At 58.3% G+C, this 22,322-nt stretch carries 39 protein-coding genes; 4 read left to right on the top strand and 35 right to left on the bottom strand.

Features of this window, described 5'->3' with window-relative positions:
- Positions 1–37: 37 nt before the first annotated feature.
- From PspR76_RS07145 to PspR76_RS07125, 5 genes are all read right to left on the bottom strand, one after another.
- The gene (locus PspR76_RS07145) at positions 38–526 is read right to left on the bottom strand and encodes a hypothetical protein (RefSeq protein WP_159954566.1); all 489 of its coding nucleotides are present in this window, start codon (positions 524–526) and stop codon (positions 38–40) included.
- Between the two features lie 95 nt (positions 527–621).
- Complete coding sequence (locus PspR76_RS07140) at positions 622–1,134, bottom strand: KilA-N domain-containing protein (protein ID WP_048375963.1); 513 nt, start codon at positions 1,132–1,134, stop codon at positions 622–624.
- Positions 1,131–1,349 (bottom strand): hypothetical protein, encoded by a 219-nt coding sequence (locus PspR76_RS07135; protein ID WP_159954565.1) that lies wholly within the window; start codon positions 1,347–1,349, stop codon positions 1,131–1,133. The genes PspR76_RS07140 and PspR76_RS07135 overlap by 4 nt, the downstream gene beginning before the upstream one ends.
- Positions 1,346–2,326, bottom strand: a complete 981-nt coding sequence (locus tag PspR76_RS07130; protein WP_237235734.1) for a BRO-N domain-containing protein — start codon at positions 2,324–2,326, stop codon at positions 1,346–1,348. The genes PspR76_RS07135 and PspR76_RS07130 overlap by 4 nt, the downstream gene beginning before the upstream one ends.
- Positions 2,287–2,463 carry a hypothetical protein gene (locus tag PspR76_RS07125; RefSeq protein ID WP_159954564.1) on the bottom strand — a complete coding sequence of 59 codons (177 nt, stop codon included), beginning with the start codon at positions 2,461–2,463 and terminating at the stop codon, positions 2,287–2,289. The genes PspR76_RS07130 and PspR76_RS07125 overlap by 40 nt, the downstream gene beginning before the upstream one ends.
- A gap of 122 nt (positions 2,464–2,585) precedes the next feature.
- On the opposite strand from PspR76_RS07125, the gene PspR76_RS07120 reads away from it, so the two are divergent.
- Complete coding sequence (locus tag PspR76_RS07120) at positions 2,586–2,969, top strand: Arc family DNA-binding protein (RefSeq protein WP_159954563.1); 384 nt, start codon at positions 2,586–2,588, stop codon at positions 2,967–2,969.
- Positions 2,970–3,049: 80 nt separating this feature from the next.
- Complete coding sequence (locus PspR76_RS07115) at positions 3,050–3,304, top strand: hypothetical protein (RefSeq protein ID WP_159954562.1); 255 nt, start codon at positions 3,050–3,052, stop codon at positions 3,302–3,304.
- On the opposite strand, the gene PspR76_RS07110 is transcribed toward PspR76_RS07115, so the two are convergent.
- The 15 genes from PspR76_RS07110 to PspR76_RS07040 form a co-directional block, all read right to left on the bottom strand.
- Positions 3,297–3,503 (bottom strand): hypothetical protein, encoded by a 207-nt coding sequence (locus tag PspR76_RS07110; protein WP_159954561.1) that lies wholly within the window; start codon positions 3,501–3,503, stop codon positions 3,297–3,299. The genes PspR76_RS07115 and PspR76_RS07110 overlap by 8 nt on opposite strands.
- A gap of 59 nt (positions 3,504–3,562) precedes the next feature.
- The gene (locus PspR76_RS07105; protein ID WP_159954560.1) at positions 3,563–3,841 is read right to left on the bottom strand and encodes a DUF1799 domain-containing protein; all 279 of its coding nucleotides are present in this window, start codon (positions 3,839–3,841) and stop codon (positions 3,563–3,565) included.
- Between the two features lie 47 nt (positions 3,842–3,888).
- Positions 3,889–4,269 (bottom strand): phage tail assembly chaperone, encoded by a 381-nt coding sequence (locus PspR76_RS07100; RefSeq protein ID WP_032877397.1) that lies wholly within the window; start codon positions 4,267–4,269, stop codon positions 3,889–3,891.
- Between the two features lie 3 nt (positions 4,270–4,272).
- A complete protein-coding gene (locus PspR76_RS07095; RefSeq protein ID WP_034097535.1) occupies positions 4,273–4,920 on the bottom strand; it encodes a phage tail protein in 648 nt (215 codons plus the stop codon).
- 72 nt (positions 4,921–4,992) lie between these two features.
- Entirely contained in the window at positions 4,993–5,412 is a 420-nt protein-coding gene (locus PspR76_RS07090) for a phage tail terminator-like protein (protein ID WP_159954559.1), read from the bottom strand.
- On the bottom strand, positions 5,409–6,065 hold the full coding sequence (locus PspR76_RS07085; RefSeq protein WP_159954558.1) for a hypothetical protein: 657 nt from the start codon (positions 6,063–6,065) through the stop codon (positions 5,409–5,411). The genes PspR76_RS07090 and PspR76_RS07085 overlap by 4 nt, the downstream gene beginning before the upstream one ends.
- Positions 6,062–6,433, bottom strand: a complete 372-nt coding sequence (locus tag PspR76_RS07080; RefSeq protein ID WP_159954557.1) for a hypothetical protein — start codon at positions 6,431–6,433, stop codon at positions 6,062–6,064. Before PspR76_RS07080 ends, PspR76_RS07085 begins: the two co-directional genes overlap by 4 nt.
- A gap of 17 nt (positions 6,434–6,450) precedes the next feature.
- On the bottom strand, positions 6,451–6,954 hold the full coding sequence (locus tag PspR76_RS07075) for a DnaT-like ssDNA-binding protein (protein ID WP_159954556.1): 504 nt from the start codon (positions 6,952–6,954) through the stop codon (positions 6,451–6,453).
- A 59-nt stretch (positions 6,955–7,013) separates the two neighbouring features.
- Positions 7,014–7,604 carry a hypothetical protein gene (locus tag PspR76_RS07070; protein WP_159954555.1) on the bottom strand — a complete coding sequence of 197 codons (591 nt, stop codon included), beginning with the start codon at positions 7,602–7,604 and terminating at the stop codon, positions 7,014–7,016.
- A 46-nt stretch (positions 7,605–7,650) separates the two neighbouring features.
- Positions 7,651–8,613: a major capsid protein gene (locus PspR76_RS07065; protein WP_094988698.1), complete on the bottom strand. Its 963-nt coding sequence runs from the start codon at positions 8,611–8,613 to the stop codon at positions 7,651–7,653.
- Between the two features lie 12 nt (positions 8,614–8,625).
- A complete protein-coding gene (locus PspR76_RS07060; protein ID WP_159954554.1) occupies positions 8,626–9,354 on the bottom strand; it encodes a hypothetical protein in 729 nt (242 codons plus the stop codon).
- An 82-nt stretch (positions 9,355–9,436) separates the two neighbouring features.
- Positions 9,437–10,522 carry a minor capsid protein gene (locus tag PspR76_RS07055; protein ID WP_159954553.1) on the bottom strand — a complete coding sequence of 362 codons (1,086 nt, stop codon included), beginning with the start codon at positions 10,520–10,522 and terminating at the stop codon, positions 9,437–9,439.
- Entirely contained in the window at positions 10,497–11,915 is a 1,419-nt protein-coding gene (locus tag PspR76_RS07050; protein ID WP_159954552.1) for a DUF4055 domain-containing protein, read from the bottom strand. The genes PspR76_RS07055 and PspR76_RS07050 overlap by 26 nt, the downstream gene beginning before the upstream one ends.
- Positions 11,912–13,399 (bottom strand): terminase, encoded by a 1,488-nt coding sequence (locus PspR76_RS07045; protein WP_159954551.1) that lies wholly within the window; start codon positions 13,397–13,399, stop codon positions 11,912–11,914. The genes PspR76_RS07050 and PspR76_RS07045 overlap by 4 nt, the downstream gene beginning before the upstream one ends.
- A gap of 1 nt (position 13,400) precedes the next feature.
- Positions 13,401–14,000 (bottom strand): hypothetical protein, encoded by a 600-nt coding sequence (locus tag PspR76_RS07040; protein WP_159954550.1) that lies wholly within the window; start codon positions 13,998–14,000, stop codon positions 13,401–13,403.
- 90 nt (positions 14,001–14,090) lie between these two features.
- Here PspR76_RS07040 and PspR76_RS07035 point away from each other — a divergent pair, with 90 nt between their 5' ends.
- Positions 14,091–14,285 carry a hypothetical protein gene (locus PspR76_RS07035; RefSeq protein ID WP_032877411.1) on the top strand — a complete coding sequence of 65 codons (195 nt, stop codon included), beginning with the start codon at positions 14,091–14,093 and terminating at the stop codon, positions 14,283–14,285.
- Positions 14,286–14,316: 31 nt separating this feature from the next.
- On the opposite strand, the gene PspR76_RS07030 is transcribed toward PspR76_RS07035, so the two are convergent.
- The 5 genes from PspR76_RS07030 to PspR76_RS07010 are packed head-to-tail and all read right to left on the bottom strand — an operon-like array spanning position 14,317 to position 15,735.
- Positions 14,317–14,571: a hypothetical protein gene (locus tag PspR76_RS07030; protein ID WP_122683763.1), complete on the bottom strand. Its 255-nt coding sequence runs from the start codon at positions 14,569–14,571 to the stop codon at positions 14,317–14,319.
- The gene (locus PspR76_RS07025) at positions 14,568–14,759 is read right to left on the bottom strand and encodes a hypothetical protein (RefSeq protein ID WP_159954549.1); all 192 of its coding nucleotides are present in this window, start codon (positions 14,757–14,759) and stop codon (positions 14,568–14,570) included. The genes PspR76_RS07030 and PspR76_RS07025 overlap by 4 nt, the downstream gene beginning before the upstream one ends.
- Positions 14,759–14,989 (bottom strand): Acb2/Tad1 domain-containing protein, encoded by a 231-nt coding sequence (locus PspR76_RS07020; protein ID WP_033901764.1) that lies wholly within the window; start codon positions 14,987–14,989, stop codon positions 14,759–14,761. The genes PspR76_RS07025 and PspR76_RS07020 overlap by 1 nt, the downstream gene beginning before the upstream one ends.
- Positions 14,990–15,046: 57 nt before the next feature.
- Positions 15,047–15,364 (bottom strand): hypothetical protein, encoded by a 318-nt coding sequence (locus PspR76_RS07015; protein WP_159954548.1) that lies wholly within the window; start codon positions 15,362–15,364, stop codon positions 15,047–15,049.
- The gene (locus PspR76_RS07010) at positions 15,364–15,735 is read right to left on the bottom strand and encodes a chemotaxis protein (protein WP_159954547.1); all 372 of its coding nucleotides are present in this window, start codon (positions 15,733–15,735) and stop codon (positions 15,364–15,366) included. Before PspR76_RS07010 ends, PspR76_RS07015 begins: the two co-directional genes overlap by 1 nt.
- A gap of 123 nt (positions 15,736–15,858) precedes the next feature.
- On the opposite strand from PspR76_RS07010, the gene PspR76_RS07005 reads away from it, so the two are divergent.
- Positions 15,859–16,314, top strand: a complete 456-nt coding sequence (locus PspR76_RS07005) for a retroviral-like aspartic protease (protein ID WP_159954546.1) — start codon at positions 15,859–15,861, stop codon at positions 16,312–16,314.
- Positions 16,315–16,433: 119 nt separating this feature from the next.
- Here the strand turns inward: PspR76_RS07005 and PspR76_RS07000 are convergent, their stop codons facing one another.
- From PspR76_RS07000 to PspR76_RS06955, 10 genes are all read right to left on the bottom strand, one after another.
- Positions 16,434–16,964, bottom strand: coding sequence for a phage tail tip fiber protein (locus PspR76_RS07000; protein WP_159954545.1), 531 nt, complete (start codon positions 16,962–16,964; stop codon positions 16,434–16,436).
- A gap of 306 nt (positions 16,965–17,270) precedes the next feature.
- The gene (locus PspR76_RS06995) at positions 17,271–17,792 is read right to left on the bottom strand and encodes a hypothetical protein (protein ID WP_159954544.1); all 522 of its coding nucleotides are present in this window, start codon (positions 17,790–17,792) and stop codon (positions 17,271–17,273) included.
- A 158-nt stretch (positions 17,793–17,950) separates the two neighbouring features.
- Entirely contained in the window at positions 17,951–18,631 is a 681-nt protein-coding gene (locus tag PspR76_RS06990) for a hypothetical protein (protein WP_159954543.1), read from the bottom strand.
- Complete coding sequence (locus PspR76_RS06985; RefSeq protein ID WP_159954542.1) at positions 18,628–19,260, bottom strand: recombination protein NinG; 633 nt, start codon at positions 19,258–19,260, stop codon at positions 18,628–18,630. Before PspR76_RS06985 ends, PspR76_RS06990 begins: the two co-directional genes overlap by 4 nt.
- Positions 19,257–19,526 carry a hypothetical protein gene (locus PspR76_RS06980; RefSeq protein ID WP_159954541.1) on the bottom strand — a complete coding sequence of 90 codons (270 nt, stop codon included), beginning with the start codon at positions 19,524–19,526 and terminating at the stop codon, positions 19,257–19,259. The genes PspR76_RS06985 and PspR76_RS06980 overlap by 4 nt, the downstream gene beginning before the upstream one ends.
- Complete coding sequence (locus PspR76_RS06975) at positions 19,523–19,993, bottom strand: hypothetical protein (RefSeq protein ID WP_159954540.1); 471 nt, start codon at positions 19,991–19,993, stop codon at positions 19,523–19,525. Before PspR76_RS06975 ends, PspR76_RS06980 begins: the two co-directional genes overlap by 4 nt.
- Complete coding sequence (locus PspR76_RS06970; protein ID WP_159954539.1) at positions 19,986–20,189, bottom strand: hypothetical protein; 204 nt, start codon at positions 20,187–20,189, stop codon at positions 19,986–19,988. The genes PspR76_RS06975 and PspR76_RS06970 overlap by 8 nt, the downstream gene beginning before the upstream one ends.
- Positions 20,186–20,563: a hypothetical protein gene (locus PspR76_RS06965; protein WP_159954538.1), complete on the bottom strand. Its 378-nt coding sequence runs from the start codon at positions 20,561–20,563 to the stop codon at positions 20,186–20,188. Before PspR76_RS06965 ends, PspR76_RS06970 begins: the two co-directional genes overlap by 4 nt.
- Complete coding sequence (locus PspR76_RS06960) at positions 20,560–21,357, bottom strand: hypothetical protein (protein WP_159954537.1); 798 nt, start codon at positions 21,355–21,357, stop codon at positions 20,560–20,562. Before PspR76_RS06960 ends, PspR76_RS06965 begins: the two co-directional genes overlap by 4 nt.
- Positions 21,344–22,321 carry a phage replication protein gene (locus PspR76_RS06955; RefSeq protein WP_159954536.1) on the bottom strand — a complete coding sequence of 326 codons (978 nt, stop codon included), beginning with the start codon at positions 22,319–22,321 and terminating at the stop codon, positions 21,344–21,346. Before PspR76_RS06955 ends, PspR76_RS06960 begins: the two co-directional genes overlap by 14 nt.
- Position 22,322 lies beyond the last annotated feature (1 nt).

Here is a 22,322-nt window from a genome sequence, read left to right as displayed (position 1 = left end):
AAAACCCGCTCTAGGCGGGCTCTTTGCAGAATTAGATTTATTTGCAGTCTTTCAGGTTCTTGTACGTGTATTTCACATAGGCAGAGATACGGGGTTCTTCACCGCTGAACTTGATCCTGATGGACTCAAGGTCATGGTCAAGCTTATGTTCGCCAGCCGTCCATGACACGCCCCAGCTTGGCGCAGCCTCCTTGTTTGGCGCCCCGTACTTATCTGCAAGCGACTTTGCAACGTCGGAGTTTGTAGAGTTAATGCTCTGAAACCACTGGCCGACCTCGCACAACCCAGATTTTCCACCGATTAAATATGAATACCTATCAGCGCCTGCCTCGTTTTTTGGCGCTTGCGGAGAAAAGTAGGTCGTTCGCCCCAGGGGATCGGCGCCCCCATCTTTTGACAGGGCGACATATTTCTCCAGCTGAGAAGTTGTAACCCCCATTTTAGTGCCAACAGGCCCATCCCAAGGCCCTTGGTCACCACACCCTGCCAGCGCTACGAGCGCCAAAGCCCCCACGAACATTTTCATATCGTTCCCTCGTTGAGATATCGCGGGACTTTATCACCAACAAGGGAGCAACACGAAAGCCCCGCATGTGCGGGGTTCTTCGGGTTCGCGGGAGGCTATGCGGCGTCGAGGCCGAGCGTGAGCTGCAATTGGTCTCGCCAGTAATCAACGTCGTGCACAAGCTTCGGTTTTTTCCACCGAAACTTTGAAAGCTCTTTTCCGCTGAGGCTGGCAATGCTCTGAGCGTCGTTCAGGGCCTTGCATGCCCGGTCAAATTGTTGCTTTTCGTTGAGTTCGCCACGCAGGAGCGCATCAATATGAAGGTCAGCCCAGACCGCAAAGTCGTCATCCAGCCATCGGGCAAACGCAACCGCAAGCTTTGGATGCAGCCAAGTACCGGCGCGACCACGAACCCGGGACGCCTCGACCATTTTGAAGTCCGAATTGCGGACATCAAACCCGAGGTGCCGAGAAAGCGCCGCCATGTAGTTTTTCGTGCTGGCCAGCTCTAGCCACTTGATTGGCTTCTTCCCGTAACGCGCCGCCACTTCAGTGGCATTTATCCAGCCGTCACTATTGAAGCTGACGGCCTGCCCCTCGTAGTGGAACGGAATAATTCCTGTATTCATGCCGCCACCTCCGCACACATTGCGCTTGGAGCGCCAGGATTGAAGCCGTCCAGAGGCATCAGACTTTTCTCGCTGACCGAGTAGCGCTTGCCCTCGACCAGCATCAGCCAATTTTCGTCGACCTTGCGAATCAGCTGGCCAGAGCGGCCGACCAGATTTGGCAGCTCCGGGGAAAGGATCAGAGCGCGACCGCCAGCTTTGAGTGTGAAGTTCATGCCGCCATCCTCATCACAAAACCAGGCTCCATCCCCATACGAACTGCTGCTGCCTCCATGTCCGGGAGTCGTTGCTTCAGAGTGGAAACGGCCACCATCGGGTCGCGGAAGTGGTCAATCATGTCAGCGCCAGCCTGAGAGCCGAGCATGCTGAGCGCGCTATAAAGCTGGTACTCGTCGTAAACCCTCTTCAGCGCCAAGAAGTGGTGCATCAGGAAAAATACGTTGTAGAGCTCTTTGTCCGACAGTGCATTCGTATTGCTGACCAGCTCTGTCTTGGGCAGGTACTCGCCTTCAAGTGCATAGCTGCCAATGAAGTTGCAGGCTTGATCGAATTGGTCAGCAGGGATCAGCTCAGTGCGTGGAACATTGAAGCGGGTGTGCAGGCGATTGTGCATCACCAGCTGAAAACCTTGGCGCTGATCAGCTGAAACAGCCTTAGACTTGTCGCGGATCAAGCCTTTGATGACATTCAGCTCGCTCATGCCGATAAGCTCGTCCATGAGTGTAGCCATCTTGCCCTGGTCCTCATATCGACCGTGCTTGCGGATCGCCGGAAGAACCTCAGCAGTGACCCACTTCTTAAAGCGCTTGGCTTCGGCCTTGCGACTGCGCAGGATCGCCGAGTAAAGGCCGGATTCGTTTATGACCAGCATCTCCTGATCACCGCCAAGGGTCTGCACAATAGACAGACCCTTTTCGTCGTCGTCCAGATTGCGAGTCATCGCCGACGCTTCGCCGTACTGAAGCGCAGCAGAAACATCGTTGGCCACGAACCAAGGTTGATCGTCGATCAGCAGCGTGCGGACCTGTTGTTTGCCGAACTTGAAGGGGATGACATTGGATACAGCTGTGCTAATATCGCTCATGACGTTTTCTTCTCCGAAGTTGATTTCGTTATCTGAAGCTCTGGCCTGCACGCCGGGGCTTCTTCGTTTCAGGCTACCGCCTGCCTGCTCTGCTGCATCTCCCGCCATTTCAGCCCCTCCTCAATAAGCATTTCAATTTCGGTATTCAGGCTGCGTCGGTAGAGCTCCGACTGCGCTTTCGCAGCCTCTTTCACGTGCGGCCGCAGGCGCAGTGGGTATGGACTGATTGGTGTCTTCGCTGCCATGGCTGGCTCCTTGTGGTGTGAATCTATTAGATATCAAGATATCAGTGGCGTCAAATAGATTCTTTGATCTCAAAACAAATCTATTTGCATACTCCATATACACCTTCACCCCTAGGACAAAGATGAGCGAGAAGATTCAGCCAACCGCCTACCCGCTGCGGATGCCGCTACCACTCCGGGAGAAGCTTGAAGAGTCTGCTCGAAAGACCAAGCGCAGCCTCAACGCTGAAATCACAGCTCGCCTTGAGGAAAGCTTCTCCCCTCGAACCCTTGACGAGGTTGAGGTGGCAAAGGCTGATGAACTGGACAGGGAAATAGCCAGGCTCAGCATGGAAAGCGCCAAGCACAGCCGCGCCCTCGATTTGCTCATGAGCAAAGCCAAGGCAGCCGCCGGCACCGAAGATGAAGACAGTTTCGGCCCTCAGATACTCGAAGTGGCGGAGGCTCTCGGCAGAATCGAGCGGGAGAAGTTCCAGGCCATGATGCGCCGGGAAATGCTCGATTAAAGGATTTCCCAGTCCTACGCCTGCAAGCCCAAGGACTGGGATAGCGCCAATATCGGCGCGTTTATGACCTGGAGGTCAATGTGAGCGAAGCACAAACCATCTTCCCCTACATCATCGTCACGTCGAAAAATGAATACATTCCTGTAGTGGAATTATTCGCCCACAAAGGTTTTGAAGTGGGGTGTGGCGTCATTACCTTTTTGTCGGAGTTTGATTTTGAGACTATCTCCGAATCACTCAAAAACGTTGGGCCAGGGTATGCGCTGATCTTGGCTGGTGATCTGAACTACTCAGGTGACGGCACGTTCGCCAGGGTCTTCCATCACATCAACTGATCTTCGTTCTGCTGCCTGTAAAAAGAAGCTTGCCACCAACAACTTCGATTTTGCCGCCCTCAGAAAGATTATACGGGCCGCTGAGCAAGTACTCGGCGCGCCCATCTTGGACATCAACTTCGACTGGCTCGCGATTGGGCTTGCTCCCCAGCATTGAGCGCCAAGCGATTACCGGGCTGAACTGATCACTCTTTTGCATACCCACTCCTGCGGCCATGCCGCGTCATGTTGGTTGTTTTGCGTCTTTGTGCCTGAGGATCAGGCTCCCCTCGCACTTTCCCTCTGCTCCGCCATCACCTGCAGGGCTTCGGTCTCCATCCGCCGGAAGTCGCTGAAAATGGTTTGTCGCTGGCTGATCGGTACGCCACACATCCGAATCACACCGGAGAGAACGCTGTAGTCCATGCCTGTTGCGCCGCACGCGCCCGTGCGCCACTGGGTACTCATGGCCTCGAAGACTTTGAAGGCGTCCCAGTTGTCTGGCCAGATGCCGACTTCCTTGTCGGGGATGTCCTGGCGCGATAAACCGAAGGCCATCAGATCTGCATCTGACGGCCCTGGCTCATACAGCGCGCGGGAGGCGCTTAGGAGTTTCCCAGGCGTGCTTCGCTGAAGGCTTCGGCGTAAGCGTTCAACACTGCCTTCGGCGCCGAGTTGATCGAATTAACGAGGATGCGCACGTTTTCAGGCGTGAATTCCTCTTCGATATCCCAGCCGACAACCACATCCAGCAGTTGGTCGGCTTGCAGGGCGATCTGGGCGGCAGTGAAAGCTTTAAGGTCCATGTCGCCGACCTGCTTGCCCAGTTCGTCGTGCCGCTCGTTCCAGCCGGTGTACAGCTCGGCGAGCGCAGTGCGGTCCAAGTACTTAAACTCGAACTCCACCTTTTCGGCGTTGTAGCCGGCGCGCTGGATCATCACCGGTGCCTTGAAGGTCGGTTTCTGGATCAACTTGAACTTGGCCATGGGTTACACCGCAGCCGCGTAACGGGCTGGGCGACCGGTCAGCGCCAGGCTGATCACACGGGTCATCAGGTTGTTGCGGGACATGGTCGGGGTCGACGTGATCGACACATAGCCGTTGTAGATGATGCTGCTGCCGCCCGGCAGGTTCAGGCGAAGCAAACGAGCCTGCTTGTCGTCGTCAGCAGCTTCACACACCGCCACGTAAGGCTTGGAAGGATCATCAGCGACCGTGAAGGTCAGCGTGATCGGGTTTTTTGTGGTCGGCATCTGGCGATCATCATCGTCGGCCAGGAAGCCGAAGGTCAGGAACTGCTGATCACCACCACTGGAATTCATCTCAGTAATCTGCGAGATCTCGGTGAAGGCTGTCACCTCGCGAACGGAACCAATCCCCGAGCCCGCGGGATACTGCTGGATGCTGGTCGTATTGATGTTCTCCAGCGCGAACGTGCCGCTGGCAATAGTCCCAACTCGAACGCCGCGACCATCGAGGCGGGTCCAGCCAGAATTCACGGCAATGATGTCGCCCTCGGCCAGACCGTGCGCCGCAGCCGTTGCGACGGCTGGATTGGCGTTGGTCAGGGCGGTGAATGGGATCGGCGTGCCGTAGATTGACGCGATCTCAAGGGTGGCGCCGTTGGGCATTTGCATGGGTGTTTCCTCTTTTCATAAATGACAAAACCCGCACAGAGGCGGGTTTCGGGGTTTGCCCAGCGGGCTTATTCAGGTGGCGATGTCCGCTCGGTATTCGAACGACACCGACACGGTAAATGTGGGTGGATCGGGGATGCCTGGGCCGGGGTCAACTGGCGACATCGTAACGACGGTGAGGCCTGCCTTCGTGTCTCTCGCGTACAGCGGAAACAGCGCGGTCAGCTCAGCTACCAGTGGGTTCGTCTTTGTCTTCCCGGTGTTCGCCGGAGCCACAATGCTGACTTGGTAGACGCCGATGAAAGCGCGGTGGTCGCCAGCGAGCGTGCTGCTCGCGGTGTCGCCTGGGAGCATGAACGCCCGCAGATAGGTCTCGGCATCCGCCGGATCGTACTGAGTGTTTTCGAACACGACCTTGATGGGTTCTGCCCGCGCCTTGCTCCAGGCAAGCAACTTGGCCTCGTAGATCGACGCGATGATGGCGTGGCTCATACTTGGTTATTCCTGATGGCGTCATCGACAGTTTTCTGGAACTGAGACAACGTGACCCGAATCATCCCGTGAGGCGCTTGCTTGCTATGCCCATACTCAAGCGGGATTCCGTAGGGCAGGTTATTCACGATGTAGGCCGTTTGCCCTGCTGTCAGGGATTGAACCTGCGCCTTGAGCACGGCGATGCTGACGTTACCGCTGACATCGATCTGGTCAAGCACTCCCTCGGCCGGCGTATCAATCGAAAACTGCCAGTTCCCGCGAAACCGCCCGCCGACGTAGCCCTTGCCTGCAACCAAACCGTTCACGTTGAAGTTCTGGTCGCGCTCGGTCTTGGTCAGGGGCTTGGCGTACTTCACGCCCTTTCGCAGCTTGCCGGCCTTTGTGAAGTTCGATTCGTTGAGGTTGATGATCGTGTTGCGCACCGAAACCTTGAAGTCGTAGTCATCGGCGGCTCGCTTGTTCGCCTGTCGGTGAACGACGTTCGCTGCCCAGATTTCAGGATTGCCGACTGGCGACTTGAGGATAACGCTGCTGCCGATCTCAATCACAATCTCGCGAATGGTTGCGTCGATACCGTCTTTCGCCCGTTCGGCGAAGTCACGGATGTTCTCGGCAAAGCTGCCGTTCATACTCGCGTATTTGTTCGTCATGACCGCACCTGCAACTCATACAGGATCGGCGTGCCCGCCGGGTTGACCTCTTTCAGCGGCGGGACAATTGACCAGGTGCGCCCCTGAGCGACCACCTTGTCGAGCAGCCCGGGTACCCAAGCCAAACCCTGCGCGGCGATCTTGAGCTTCTTGTCGCCCTGCCGGATGAGGCTGTTGGTTTGAAATTCTTGGCCGGTGAAGTCGAGCAGGATGCCCTGGGCGGTTTGCTCGACTGTTGCGCCAGGCGCTTCCCCGCCAGTCTCCGGGTCGTACTCGCCCGGCTCAGTCTTGCTGATGGTCACGGGCTGGCCAAACTCTGTGATCATCTCCAGAGCCATCACGGCCATTTCGTCGTAGAAGGTGGCCATGGTGGTCTCCGTTGCAGCTATGCGCGGATCGCGAACAACCCGCGCTTTTGTAGGTAGTCGGCAAACTGGGTTGCACTCGGCCGATCCGGCGCCGCCGGCAGCAGCCTGTTACTGGTAGATGGGATCGCCGCGTACTGCCGCGTCACCGCTCCCTCGACACGATCCAGTAAGACAGCACCTTTGCGCTTCTCCACTGGGTCGATGTCGTCCTGGTGAATCTCGGCGGCCAGGGCCATCTGGCCGTACTGAATACGCGCCGGCAGGTAGTTGTTCGGCTTGATCTCATGATCCAGCAGCACTTCCCGGCGCGGCCAGGACAGGCCCTGCTCGCTGCTCATCTTGCGCCCCTTCCAGGTCATGCCATCCATCGCCAAGGCGGCCCGGCGCAGCAACGCTTCCTGCTCAGGAACGCCTGCGGGGATGACCGTGCCGAATTTCACGGCATACATAGCCAGGTCCTCAGCGCTCGCGTAGCTTTCGGCGTCTGGCTTGCCAGTGCCGTCCTCAATGATGAGTGTCATGCGTCAACTCGCTGGAATGTTTTGATGAGCGGCTGCCGGATCACCGACAGCCTGCAGTATTACTCCTTGGGCAGCTCAGCGACGAGCTTTTCCAGGGATTCTTTGGAGGCGTTGGCCCGATACTGAATCTTGGCTTCGTCGAGCTTTGTTTTCAGCGCCGCGATTTCACCGGCCTCATCAACCGGCGGCGCGAGGGCAGACTTCTTCAGCGCTTCAACCTCGGCGCGCAGCGCGTCGACAGTCAAGGCCAGGCCATCACGCTCAGTGGTCAACTCACCAACCGAAGCATGGATGGTGCCCAGCACGTCAAACAGGCGCAACGCCAGTTCGCCAGACTCTGGACGGTGGATTTCGCCAGCCTCCAGGCCGTCGACCAGCAGAACCATTGCGCCATTCTCGGCTTGCAGAGCGGCAAGCAGCTTAGACAACTCACTAGATGCCTCCACCGGCATGCCGACAACAACAGGCTCTGGCAGCGCGACCACCTCAACATCGACGCCAACATCTTCGTATGCCGTGACGATTTCGGGATAGTTACCCACTACGGTCACCGCTGTTGCATCGCGCTCAATGCTGCGGAACAGGCCTGGGACGCGATAACGCTTGCCAGGCTCGAAGCCTTCAAGCTGATTTGTGTAAACGAGTTCCATCGGAATCTCCGTAGCGGCCATCACTGACCGCTTTCTGGGGTGGTTATCAGCCGCCGACTGGTGGCGTGGTGGTGAGGTTGATCATCACGCCAGCGGTGACCTTGTTGCTGTCCGAGTGTTTGACCCAGTTCGCAGCAGAGCCGACGGCGGCCAGAGTCGGGTTGGTACCGCCCGTGGTTTCCTTCCAGCTGTAACCCAGCACGTCGATGTTGACGGTGCCCTCGGCGCGGTAACCGATGGCCAGGTTTTCCTCGTCGTTCACGTCGTAAGAACGGAAACCCGGGGCCTGGGACTCGGTGATCACCACGGCATTCGGCAGCAGGCCGAAGATCGCATCCACTGGCGCCTTGTCGGTCACCAGCACCGGCTTGCCCAGGGTGCCAGGCAGGCCGCCGTAGATCACGACGCCCGCTTCTTCGTAGACCTTGTTCGCGATCGCTTCATCAACGATGTCGAAATAGGCAGACGAGTGCATGACCCACAGCGCAATGCGGCCAAACTTGTCGCCGAATTTGCGCATGCCACGGGTCAGGGTCTTCTTGCCGTCGGTTTCGATGTTGGCAGACACCACCATTGCGGCGTTCGATCCGATGGCAGCCTTGAGGGCGCCGGTGGCGTACTCGATGAAGCCTTCGATGGTCGCATCAGCCACATCGGCGCCGATGATCTGGGAAAACTCATCTACCGCACGACCGCGACGCTTGAACGCCTCTTCGGTGGTTTGGTATGGACCGTATTTCCAGGGCGCCTTGACGCCTACAGCTTCACCAGCGCCGATTTTCTTGGCGGTTACCTTGCCGTCGGAGTTGACATCGCGGTGTTCCAGACCGCCGCCGAGCTTGTAGAAAGCACGCTTGCGGAAGTCGCCTTGGATCAGTTCGTTGTCGAGGACGATCGCGCCGTTGGACGAGGCATTGAACACGTCCAGGTTATCCTGGATGCGCTCCAGGTAAGCAGTTTGCGCCTCATCGTTGTAGATGATCAGGTCGCTGTTGACAGTTGTAGCCATGGGTCTTTCCCCTTATTTGGGCAATGCGAGATATGCGGTTTGGCCGTGCTTGCGCTGGAAGTCGCGCTTCTGCTCAGCAGTCATTTCGGAGCGCTTAAATGCAGCCTGGCCGCCGCCCCCGCCCGGGGCATGTGTCCCTGAAGCCCTTGGCCACAGGTGAGGTGCGCTTTCGCGCAGAGACTCAGCCCATTCAAGCGGAGTCAGAGGGGTCTTGCCGTCTTTGCCGAGGATGGTCTGGCCATTCTCGTCAACAGCGACGGCTTCGCCCTCTTCGTTCAGTGAGAACACGCCTTTGGCGCGCAAGATGATGTCGTCGGTTGCTTCCGGCAATGCGCCGGCTTTCAGTGCTGCACCGCGCACCGAGTCGCCCAGGACTTTGCCCTGGAACTTAGCGGCGAAGGCTTCAGCCTTCTCAGCGCGACCGGCGAGCGTCTTCAGTTGCTTGTCGTGCTCGCCACGCAGGCGCTCGGTGCGCTTATTGAATACCTCGTCTACCTTGCCCTCGGTCAGCAGCTTGGTTTCTTCGTCCTGGCCCGCCCGACTGAGCAGACCTTTGACGGCGTCGATATCGATGCCTTCAAACTGGGTTTCGAACTGAGTCAGCTTGCCGGAGGTTTCCTTCAGCTTGCCCAGCAGTTCCGAGTTCTTGGTTTTCAAACCGGAAACGGATGCTTCAACGGCAGTCGCGATAGCGGCCTTGATTGCCGGGTTTTCCAGGTCGATTTCGTTTTCTTCTGCCACGTTGATGCACCCCTTGGGTATGTGTTGCCCGCTTTGCAGGCAATAAAAAACCGCCCAAAGGCGGCTGATTGAGTTTCTTGCGTCAAATGCCGGCGCGCTCGAATGCCAAAGGCTCCAGCCCTTTCATTTGGGCAAGCGTCAGAGGCGCGAAATTGCGATCGAGTTGCAACTCGGTGAAGCGCTCGACCGTCAGGCCCCCTTCGCGAAACAGTTTTGCTCGCACCGGCCCGATTGCCTCGTCCTGGAACGCTGCTGGCTGATCTTTCAGCCAGTTGTAGTAATCGAGGCTGGCACTGACCTGACCTGCTCCGCCTGCGCCTACTGCTGCTCGCGTCGCGCCCTTTGCGAACATCTCGCTGAGCTTGGTCAGCATGATGAAAGTGGAGCGGCAATTCGGGTGAAACGGCGGTCGCGGCCCCGACGTTACGGGAAACCGACGACCATCCAATGAGCGGCATTGCTGGCTTGTCTTGCTATCCAGCGTTGCGACTATCTGGATCTCCTCAACGATGTCGGTGTTGGCCTTCGCCACCTCCATGCGTGCCTGTGACGACACATGCTGGATTGCTGTATGCACAACCGTGCTGGCATTGCGGTTGGTGGTGGCCAGGATGCCGTCTTTGTACCCTGCCGCCTTGGTGCCGCGAATGTTGCGGATGATCTGGAAGTTCGTCTGCCCTTCAAAGAAGCCTTGCCGGATGGTGCCGGTGACGCGCTCTCGCTCGGCGCCGGTCCAGCCCTTGATGAAGGCTTTCAACAGCTTGCCGCCACCGGTGCCGCGCACGCTGAGCGGATTCGTCAGCACGGCGGTACGGATTGCAGCAGCTGTCGGCGCGACTACATCCAGCGACACGCCAACCGGTGCCGACCTGGCAAGACTGGTCGCCTCGAACTCGGCCTCGTAATTGGCGATGTCCACCAGGTCGAGGTTCAGTTGCGCGCTATAGCGGTCGAAGATGCCAAGTAGCAGACTGTCGACCTCTTTAAGCAAAGCTTCCAGGCGCTTGACGTTGTACTCGGTCAGGTCCGACTGAGTCAGCCGATCCCGAACGGACCGGTCGATCTCTTTGAGGAAGGGAGCGAACTTGCCCACCTCCCCAGCCTTGAGCTTTTCGAGAAAGACAGCGTGCCGGATGGTTGCGTCAAGTATTGCTTGGTTCGCCGCCATCTACTTTGTCCTCGTCGTCCAGGCCCAGGCCATCGCCCTGCTCTTCCAGTTCGCCGTCGATCTGCTCGTCAGTTCGCTCTGGCGCGATCAGCCCCAGCTTGCGCAGATATGCCCGAAGATCCGCTTTTGCGAACCCTCCGTTCTGCCACAACCCTACAAGGGCAGTGATCATCTGCGGATCGGCCGTCAGTTCGACGAACTCCTGATTCACCTGATAGGCGACCTTCTTGTCAGCGATACCCATGTAGGCGCAGCACCACATGATTGCCCGGGTGTAGGCCTCGCTGACGTTTGCCACGCAGCCAGCCAGCACTGATGTGGACGCCGACTGATCGCCCCGGGCCTCGGTCGCCGTCTTGGACGACAGAGACGCAACCACCATCCGGGCGCCCAGTTCGATCATCATCTGGTTCTTGTCGGCCATTGCTTCCTTGACCAGCGTGTTCGGCGCCGGTTGCGCGTAGCCGAATGTACCACCAGCAGGCAAAAGCATCGGCGCGCGCGATCCGACGTAAACCCCCTTTGCTTCGAGCAGCTTTACCCACTGCTCGGTCAGGCCCGAAATCCATGGCTGGGCCTGGCCGCACCAGAAGACGCTGTCTTCGTAGTCGGCGCTGTTCCGGTAATGGCCCAGGTTAATCATGGCGATGTCGTAGAGCGGCGATTCGTCGATGCTTGAGTCGTTGTTCTGCGCGCCCACGAAGGTGAACGGAATCTCCTTTAAGCGCCCAGTGACGCCTTCCGGCCTGAACTCTTCGATGACCGCCAGCGGCCCGCCACCTTTCGGACCGGACCGACGCCAGACGCGGCAGACAAAACCGTCGTCCTCCAGCGCCAGTTCCCGGTACTGCTCAGCTGTCTTGTAGCCAAACCCGTCCGGTATCTCCGGCGACTCCCGCAGCACCACCAGCGTTAGCACACTGTGACCATTCACCATGCCGGTGCGCCAGTTGATAATGTCCTCGGCGCAGTAGGAAAGGATCACTGAGTGACCGCCGATGCCGTCGTCCTGGTGATAGTCGACGTACAGACCGTGGCGGCCAGCTTCAAGCACCTTCTCAAGCGTGCCTTGGGAGTGCTGGTAGATGCTCACGCCGGAGCCGTTGGCATTGTCCTGCAGGTATTCCAGTTTCTTCGGCACTGTCAGCGTCGGATCTTTGTGGAAGGCCAGGCCCAGCAGCCCGTTACGGGTGTGCCCGGTGGCGTTCTTGAACACAGCCCGCTCGCGGTAAGCCCGGTTCCGATCTTCGTTCTCCGGCGACTTGTCGTGCGCGTTGATGTAAGGCAGCCGATCGACAACTCGGTGCTGTCCTGCGCAGACGTCGCGAACGGTCGCCCAGCGGTCCAGCACTGCCGTGTATTCCGCCCGCTTGAAGGAGACGTCATTGCTCATCGGGCGTATCCCATTTTGATAGAGGTGGCCGGCTTCCTGGCGGTCTTCGCCACGGCGAAGTACCGAAATCCGTCGGAGCCGTGAGAGGTCCAGTCGTGAAGAGGTTTGTCTTTCCAGCAGCCGCGCTTGTCGTCCCACTCCTTGCGATAGTTCTCAAGGCAGGAAACACCCTGCTCGCACTTCGCCTCATCGAACACACAGAGCGGAAGAATCTCCCGCGCCGCTTCGATGCCGTCGCTGATGCCAATTTTCGGGACTACGTCGAACGTCATGCTGTAAATCTGCCCATCGATCTCGTAGCCCTCCCGAGCCAACTCCCGGCGGGTCTTGGCATCGCTGCCGAACTCCCGGTTATCAATGTCGTGCGGCCCCCAGTGCTCGGAGTAGGTGTAACCCTTGTCCTTGAGCACCTTCATGTAGTGCCGAAGGCCCTCACCGCTGTTTTCGTAGTAGTCGATGATGTGAAACTCTTCACCGACCTGGCGCACGAACCAGATGGCCGTGGAGTCGCCGACGCCGATGTCCCAGAAGGTCATCACCGGCAGGTGGCTGTTGTTCGGTATCACGCCGATGCGCTGCTGCGCATAGAGCTTCGTCAGTTGCTGCGCGTAGTAGGCGCCCTCGACCGACTGCTGGAAGGCTTCGACGGGGATCGACGGGTACTCCCGCTTCATGTCGTCGCCGAGTGTCTTCTCCTTGGCGGCGTACCATGCGCGCTGGCCCGGGCTGGTGTCGATGCCATGCTTGGCGAACAACTCGTTGAAGTAGTCGGTCAGGCGCTGCGGCAGCACCACGTCGGTCGAATCAAGGCTGTAGGCCTTGTTGTTCCACCAACTGAAGAAAAAGAACTTCCAGTCAAGCAGGCCCAGCGGGACACCAGCGAGTTGCTGGCGCTCTGCCGACTGACTGTAATCAAAGAAATACCCGGCCCTGCCCTCTGCCGTCGACTCGATGGTGACGAAACACTCAGCAGCGACAGCCTCGAAAGCACCGGTGACGATCTCCCGCGCCTTGTACGGGAACTTGGCGCAGATCTTTCCGAACTCGGATACGTGCAGGTAGCGCAGCGTGCCGCCACGGAACGAGGTACTGACGTACAGCGAACCGCCCTTGCTAAACACCAACTCACCGGCGGCGTCATTTCGTGCTGGGTTGGCAGCGCGAAGCTCTTTCGGCAGGTTGTCGTAGGCGTATTTGACCTTTTCCCTGAAAAGTCGCTTGGCATCGTTCAATGTGTGAGCGATCAAGGCGCACTTGGCAGCCTCGAACAGCGCCGCGTCCAGCTGGACGATGCACACCAGCGTCGTGAAGCCAAGCTGGCGTGCTTTCAGGATGATGTTCCGGGTATGCATCCCTTGGAAGTAATCGATCTGCTCCTGCGTCATGCGGAAGCGAACCTTCTTACCCTGCTTGTCGGTGATGAAGTAGAGGTTATTCAGTCGCCAGAACCGATCCCGAAGCAGCTTCATGTGCTCGGGCTTCATGTCAGGCGTCCTGTGTTAATTCGTCCATCATCTTCGAGATCTCGTCGGCGTCGTCCGTCTTCTCCTTCTCGTCCAGGCTGAATGCCTGACGCTCCAGAACTTGCAGGTTCTTCATTGCAGAGGAAAGCTGGAACAGGGTTTTGGAATTGCTGGGTAGCGCGACAGCAGCGAGCATCGAGGCCCGGCGCATCCCGTTATTGTCCTCGCCAGTCTCGTCGATGATCGCGTCTTCAATCTCTTCGCGGCGCTGGATGGTATTAAGCAGGTCATCCATCAGCAAGTTCGCAAGGTTCGTGGCCTTGCGAATGTCTCGGCGATGGCTGCGAACCACCCGAGCCCCTTCTTCTGCGGCCTCTTCGATGATCTCGGCGTCAAGTTCGCAGTTCGCGCCTTGGTCGTTGCGAACCTCTCCGCGAACCAGCTTGCTGCGAACCTCTTTGCGCACCTGGTCAGAAAGGTCTCTCGCCCATCCTTGAACCTTGGCTTTCTTCCGGATTGCCGTGTCGCTCACGCCCTGGCGCTCAGCGATAGTTCTGATGGAAAGCGAACCGGCCCGGTAGGCACGTTCGATTGCCTCCCAGTCGGGCTGCTTGGTTGTCATAAATTGTCTCAGCTAAACCTAAAGGCGTGATTGAAATATTAGGGTTTTGCCGGTATTGGTGAGGATCAACTCAACAGCAAGGAATGCGACATGGCTCTTTTGGATCACGTCAAGTATGAAAACGGCTCAGCGGCAGACAAACGCGGCCTAGCAGTAAATGCTGCGCTGGAACTCATCTCTGTGCGCATTGGGGCAACCTCCCCCAACGGAAACCATCTAGACCAAGAGTTGGGAAAGCTCTCTAGCTACGCGGACAAAATCCAAGAGGCTCTGAAAGCGCAGTGATCCACCCGTGCCGCACTCACCTGCGGCACACCTACCCTTCCCCGCCATCGAGCAGCACATCAATCAGCTTCTGCTCCCCCAGGCGCATCGCCCCCAGGCATTGCAGGTCGTCGCACTTGGGGCCGAGGCCGAACACAGTCACCTCTCCCTTCGCACCGATCAGCGTCAAGGCACCTACAGTGCACTCGGGATGTTCACCGGCATCCAGGTCATCGGCGATCTTGCGCAGTGTCTTCGCGGCGTCGCGCCAGTCTTCCCGCTTGAACTCAAGAACCTTGACGGTCATTGCGTCACCATTTGGTGTGTCTGTGCATGGGCATGGCCGTGGAGCAATCCAACGATCAGGCCCTGGGGGAGCCCGGCAGCCTTGGCGGCGTCCACGGCGGTAGCAATGGCCTTGTCGAGAGCGCTTACCGCTGCGTTGATGTCCTGACTCATCGGTAGCGCATGGCGCAGGCGGGTTACGTCGCCCATCAGCTGAATGGATCGGCTGGCTTGGCGATAGAGCGCACGAACCACATGAAGCCCTGTTGCAGGTTGGTCTTGGCCAGAGCCAGCAGGCGCGGGTCAACGCCTTCAATCTGGCCGATCTGCTTGAACAGTTCGCCGGTGTCAGCTTCCAGCGCCTTGATGGAATTCATGCCGTCGATCTCGGACTGGCTCAGGTCGCGGTAGCCGGTGATTTTCTTGTGCTGGTTATCCATGGGTGATTCCTCATGATTGCGCGCCACGATTTGGCGCATTCGAAAACGTGGCGCGGCTTATTGAGTTACCCGGTTGAGGGCTTCATCCGCTTTGTCGGCAGCCTGGGCCGCAGTCGTTGCTGCCTTGGTCGCCTTGTCGGCAGCAGTGCCGGTTTGGCGGGTCAGCTCTTCCAGGCGCTTATCGCGCTCGCCCATTGCGGTGTCATAGGCTTTGCGGATGTCGGTCACCTGGTTGCTCTGCTTCTCGGCGAGCGACCAGTAAGCAGCCTGGTAGCCGAGAACAGCACCACCACCCACCAGCACGACGGCAATCGCCCATACTTCGGCCCGGCGCCACCAGCGGCGGGCGATAAATTCCAATGCGCATCTGTCCATCAGGCGATACCTCCCAGCTTGGTACGCAGGCGAGTGATCTCGTCGCTCTGCTGCGTCACGCGGTCAGTAAGTTGGGCGACCTGACTAGTCAGGGCCTCGATCTTGCCTTCCATGCGGCCTACTGCGGCGGCAAGGTCGTTGCGCTCCTTGGCGAACTGATCGGCGCGGGACTCGGCTTCTTTGCGGGCGGCGCGCTCTTGGTTCAGCAGTTCGTTCAGCCGCTTCAGCGTGCCGATATCGGCGCTATCCATTGCCCGGTCAGTCGCATCCTTGGAGAGGAACCGGCGCAGCCAAAGCAAGCCACCCAGCACCACGGTGGCGCTACCGCCCAGCCAGGTAGCTGTGCCCGGGCCGAGGTCAGTAGGATCCATCGTTGCTCCGTATTTGTTGTTCTCCCTGGTCTGGGAGCGCAGGAATAAAAAGCCCGCTCAGTGGAGGGCATATGGCTCCGTGCTATCGTCATTGCCCCTATAGCAAAACGATGGACGGCTAGCATGGCTACAAAGATCAAGATTCAATTCATGTCTGATGCCGGATTAGTCAGCGACACTCCGGGCGGCTCTCCGGTCATCGCGATAAATATGCAGCCAGCTGCGCCCGAAAACTTTCACAGCCCCGCTGCGGGCTCGACACCCGTCATCGTTTACGCGTTGATAGATACAGGTGCAGACCGCTTTTACATGGATGAAGGCCTGGCTAACGCCTTTAGCTATCACCGTGCAGCAACGATAAACGTGATGGGCGGTACGGGGACTCTCGCCTCACAGGAGAGGCCTTCGATTTTTTCAATCGACGGACACTCAGAGCATTATGCAGCCAGCTTCGTGTCAACCCCGCTCTCAGCCAACGGAAGAACCTATCAGGCCGTGCTCGGGCTTGAGTTCCTGAAACAAGGCGCCCTTGTCATGGACTTTAACGAAGGTGTCTTTGAATTCACCCTGGGTAGTTAAGAGCATTGCTCTCAGCGATCGTGGATCAAATTCGCCAGAAGGAACAAGGACAATGACTTTTCTTTCCACGTCCTCCTTGCTCATATTTTTACCTGCTCGATAGGGAGTGAAGGAATGGATTAGCGGGAGCGGTGCAGCAGACCGCCAGGCATGAGCTCCTTGCGGAGCAAATCCTTGACCTGTTCGGCGAAGCTGGATCCGAGCTGATCACTATTTGCCAGTACCTGGCGGCACAATTCGGTCTTGCTGATCTTGCCCGCTAGCATCTCAAGGATCTTCGAGGCATCTAGACCGTTGATGTCGAAGCGATCAGGCTGCACTAGGCACTCCGGATGGACGCCCAAACCAAGGCCGGCTGCGTATTTTTCACCGTCTGGCGTCACGCAAATCCTTACCGACCATTCGTTACCGATTTTGGCCTTAGCGATTGAGGCGTCCTCGATGGATGCCTGGCTGATGTAGATCACGCCGTCCACAACGATGAATGGCTTATGGCTTTCTTTGCGGGACTTTCCGCAGTACACCGCTTTAGGGTCAACCCCTGAAACTGTCACCCGGTCAGATGCAAGCTCGAAGGATCCCGTATCAGTATCGATTTTCCAGCCGGAAACGCCCGGCACGTAGTTGCTGGATTGGATAGAGCCGGACATTTGCTGTGCCTCATAACGAGAAAAGCCCCAGCGAATGCTGAGGCCCTGAATAGGTGCGCGCGTCTTTCCGCGCTGTCTGCCAAAGACCTTTCCGGCGTCGACGCCCCAATGCACCGATCTCGCCGTTCGTGTCTCGCGCCACCCTGGAAGCACAGTGAGGTCAGGATGCACGGGCTGCCGGTTTTTTTCCGTAGCGCTGCACTACCGGCTTATCAGCGTCCAGGCCTTCCGTGAGGCTGCCCTGGCTGCAGTGAAACGCAGGCAATAAAAAACCCGGCTCAGTGGCCGGGCTCTTTGAATGAAGCTTCAACCGAAAATTGATTCATCCATTGAGTCAATCACATCCAGCGCAATCGCCTCATAAAGATTCTTCAATTCGCTTTCCGCGAATGCGAAAGAAATAGAGAAATCAAACCAGCCTTCGCTCGTTTTCAGGCGAGCCAAGTAGCCATCCTTGGACTTTCCAAGTCGCAGCTGGATGATCAGAGCCTTTTTCGGTAACGAGATAGGTGACTCATCGACGACAAGGCGAATAGCAAACTCAACTTGCAAATCGGAACCGCTAAACGAAGGCCCGAGTACCTGCTTGAATTTGCCCGACTCCATGACGCCAACCTGACAGTAGGCTTCTTCTGGCTTACCTGGCGTGGCGAACTTCTGCCCAGCCAAGCCAACGTGATGCTCAAAACCTCGATAAATACTGTATGCCTTCGTCTGAAGATCATTCCAGTAAGCATCCTGCGCTGTTTTATGCTTGGCGTACGCGTTTCGAATGTCCGAAAAATCAGTCAAGGCGCCTTCCTCTAGCAAATCAATGAGAAAGGCCATAGTAGGTCACCAAGTTTTTTAACAGAAGGGTAATAACGAAAAACCCCGAAACGATGGCCGGGGTTCTTGTAACTCAGTCCTACACACGCAGGAATGACAGGATGGGTGAATAATGCGACATGGCGACATGATATTGCAAGCCCTTTTGAGGGACTATTTCACGCCGCTTCGCACTCCAGCACTCCCACGACCTCAAGCATGTGCTGTGCATCGACCAAAGCCTCGTCCACCATCGACTCAAGCGCCCCCTTGATGGTCTTATTCCAGCGCTGATAGGTGCGCTCCGTCAGGCCTTGGGAATCCCAGTTCGTCATGTCGTAGTTCGAATCGGCGAGGACGATCATCTCACCCGGCTTCGTTTCAGCCACTGACCTGGCGTGCTTGTTGGCGCGGGCAGCATCGGCGTCGGCCGCTTTGTTTCGCCAATCCCACTGGCCCTCATCCTTGTTTTCCCGATGCTTTGGAGCTTTGACCTCGACCACTGCGCGCTGGATGCCTTTCGACTGTTGCGGCACAGCCCAGACCAGAACCGCCTGCTGAGTGAAGCGCAGTGGCGCAGGCGAAGGCACAACCGCTACAAGCCGCCCAATGGAATCGATCTTGCGCCCGCGGTGGGTGCTGTACTTCGCCACCAGTGCGTTCCAGTGGCGCGGGCTGAGCTGGGCGTGCAGCAGCTTGTGCACGATGCAGTCGGCGAGCAGTGCCGCATCCTTACCGGTGATCTCGCCCTTCAGTTTACTGGTCTGCACTCGCGGCTCGACGTTGCAACCCCCGGCGCTGTTGATTGTTTCCGCTGCCAGAGCGCGGACGACTGCAGAAATGACGTTTTGGTAGTTCATGCTGCAGCCCTCTTGAGTTCTCTGGTCATTGCACGGTACTTGGCCTTGATGGCCTTGATCTCATCCACGGTGTACTTGCAGGGCGCGTGCAGGCCTTCCAGCCAAGCGACCTTCTCGGCACCGATGCGCATCACCAGGCGGATGCGGTACTCCACGGCATTTCCGGATAGGTTGCGGTTGCACTTCACGCACTGCCGGTGGATGTTCGACGGCTCGAAGCGCAGCTCTGGGCAGGCGCCGACGGATCGGTAGTGCCCGGCATCCCAGCGGCTGCCGGTCATGAGGTCGTTGTCGTTGGGCGTGGAGTCGCAGCTGATGCATGGCAGGTGAGCGTCACGCAGGCGCACGTACTCGTTCACCGCCGCCTGAGCTTCGCGCAAGTGATCCGCTCTGGTCTTCAGGGCCTCCTTGCGGACCTTGATTTCGCGGCGCCCAACTTCTGCCAGGGCTTTCCCGGCGATCGTCCGACCCTTCTCCGACTTACCGTGTGCTATGGCGCACTCGATCTCGCCGCACACCACCTGCGACTCACGCGCTTTCGTGAACATCACCCGGCACTCTGGGCAGCGCTTGCGGCGCGGGCCACCGGACGCGAGTGGAGTCTTTCGTTGCAGCGGTGTGCGCTTCATACAGCCTCCTTGGCTTTCTGCTGCTCTAGGGTGAATCGGCCGCGCAGGGGCATCAGGTTCTTTTCGTGCTTTACCGCATGACTGCATCTGAATTTGCACAACCATCCACCTACTCTGGCGGCCGGCCTGAATTCGTAAACCTTGCCCGTGGTGGGTGAGACGATCAGGTCGCCAGGCATTACAAAACGCACCAGTTCCGCGGTCTCGCCCAGGTACCCACCTGAAATCACCAGTGCCAGATCGCCCGGCTTGAAGTTATGGCTCATGCGGCCTCCTGGCTAAGCAGGTCAGAGAAGTACACGCCCTGCGGTGCAAAGCGCGCGACGATGCGGTCGGTGTAGGCGATGCCCTGGGCCCGATTGAACAGGCTGGTCACCGGAAAGCCGTCAGGCCCGAACAGGTGACACTCGCCCATCATGTCCAGCTTGGTTTCGTACGGCAGGTGACGCATCACCCGGTACCACTCGGCCTGGAAGCCGGCGTCCTCGTTCAGCAGGATCTGCACGCCGATGTGCAGCTTGCAGTACTTGCGGGCGTCAGCAGCGTCACCGATCTGGGTCATCTCGGCGATGCGCTTGTACATCGCGAACCACAGGCGGTTCTGGTCGAGCGTGCGGTCCTTGCCTGGTCGCAGGGAGACCACCACGAAGTGCTTGTCCTCGAACATCTTGGACATGCGGGTGATGGCCTCAGTGAGCATAGAGCGGCAGTTGACGCTGATCTTGTCAGTCATAGCCGACCTCCTGACGCGATGGCGCTTTCCACTCCCAGAACGGGCCCTTGTTTTTCATGACGCCTTTACGCTTCAGGCGTTGTAGCGCCTTGCTGACCTCTTCACGTGAGCATTTCAACGCCCCGGAACAGATCCAGGCGGTTGCGCCACCCTGCTCTTGGTAATACGCGAGCACCGATTGGTCGAAGTCATTCATTCGGCGAACTCCTTGAGCAGTTGGCGCGCGCCCATGACGGCACCTTTGTCGCCGGATGTGCGGCTAATGTCCTTGAGCCATTCCAGCATTCGGGTGTTCTGTGCCTTCAGGTCGATGACCATGCCAAGCAACTCATCCCCATCGGCGTCCATGTCGGACTTGAGCGCTTCGCCAATCGCGCCAAGGTCGCAGGCAGCGGCCAGAAGCATGCGTTTGTGGCTCTCAAGGTCCTTGATCAAGGCCAGGACCGTTTCAGGGTCGACCTCTTCATGGAACTGTTGGAGCGCTCGCATTTCCTCGCCTTCGTCGGCGAACTTTGTCACGTCTTGGGCGGCGTATTCGGCGGCCTTCTTGAGTTCGGTGTAGTCGTTCATTGCGCCGCCCTCTTCTCTTCCAGTTCCTGGGCCTGCCGTATCAGCAGCGCCCGGCGATCCGCCAACTCGTTGGCCGCTTCAATTCGCATTTCGGTTTTCCGTTCGGCGCTGGCCTTGCGCATCTCCAGCATCGAGTTTTTGACCAGTTCCAGCCTTTGGCGCAGCACTGGCGCAGGCTGGGTGACGGCGCCGGTGAGTAAACCGGCAATGGCGCGGCCGTCCTCGGTAACTGGCACGATGCTCAGGTCAGCCAAGTACTTCTGGCCGTGCTCTTGGGGAATGCGTTTCAGCTCCAAAGCCTTGGTGACGGCCTGGATGCGGCGGTTGGAGTCGAAGCCCACGGACACGTGCCAGTTGACCGGTTTCGCATCCTCGCGGGCCTGCCCTACGAAACGCTGGTAGGCATCGATGAACGCCATGCGCGCACCGATCTTGTCGCCGCCATCCAAGATGGGTTTCGCGGCAGCCAGGGCCAGTTGGATTTCGTCGGTCAGCACCACGGTTTCAAATTCGTCGTTGGTGGTCATGGCGATGGCCCAGGCCTCGTCCTTGCCAGGACGCCCATCCGAGGACTGGACTCGTTGCAGGATGTCGGCCATTGCCAGCTTGCCCTTCACCTCGAAGCGGCAAGCCTTCAACGCGGCTTTGACGACCGGCACCGGGTAGGCGCAAAGATCTTCGGCCATCATTGCGGCGGTGCCCGGGTTCATCTCCTGGCCCATAGCCTCGGCCGTTGCACAGATGGCGGCGGCAAGCCCGGCGACCTGGTGGTCGTTCATTTCAGAGGTATTCATTGCGGTCACCTGCTTGGCGTTTGGCCAGAACCATCTGGGCGGCCTGCTCGGCTGCAGAGTGGTTCGCCTCCGTCCTTTCCATCTGGCGGGCGGTTGTGCCGTTGATGCGCTGCCCGGTCACCCACTGGGTGTGATAGCTCTCGGCGTTGGCCAGCAGCTCGTTGAGGCTGTGGCACTTGCGCAAGACTGCGGCATCACTGGTTTTCAGGAAGTGGGCGGCGACGTGGTGGGCGACATCGGCGCCGAGACGGTCTACCAACTGTCCGAGCTGGCCGCCGACCTTGGCATTCCACACAGGCCAGGCGCTGTAGCGCTTGCGGTAAGCCATGGCGTAGTTCGCCCAGACCTTGAAGGTTTTGCAGGTCTGGTCTTTGGGGCCAGGCATGTCGGCGGGGATCTCGACCCGTGGGGTGTCGGTGCGATCAACCACCAGCACCAGACCGCGGGACTGAGCCGGCTTGCCGGTGGCGTCCTGCAAGTCCTGACTGGTGTCCTGATTGGTACCCTGATGATTGGTATCCTGATTTGTCGGAGATTTTTCCGACCCTTGTTCGGATTTTTTTCCGACCTTGCTCGGAGATTTATCCGAGGTAGATCGGATATTTTTCCGACCCTTGTTTTTTGGTGGGGTCGGATATTTTTCCGACCCATCCAGCTTCTGGTTCCACTCGACGGCCTTCTCTGTGAGGCGGAAAAGCGTGATGTTCGAAGTACTGGAAAGCTCAATCAAGCCGGCCTCTTCCAGGGCCTTCAGCATGCGGTAAGCGGTGTCCGGCTTATCAGTGAGCAGCGGCAGCTCCTCGATGATCTTGGCCTTGCTCAGCGCGAAGAAGATCCCGTCATCAGTCTTGATTGGCTTGGTCCAGCTCGGGCAGCCGTAGATGAAGGCGAACAGCAGGGCCTGCTGAGAATTCAGCCCCCACTCCAGCGCCTTCACCTGGTTAATCGTCACGGTGTATTGCATG

Source organism: Pseudomonas sp. R76 (genome assembly GCF_009834565.1).
Lineage (GTDB): Bacteria > Pseudomonadota > Gammaproteobacteria > Pseudomonadales > Pseudomonadaceae > Aquipseudomonas.
This window is presented reverse-complemented; position numbering and strand designations above follow the sequence as displayed.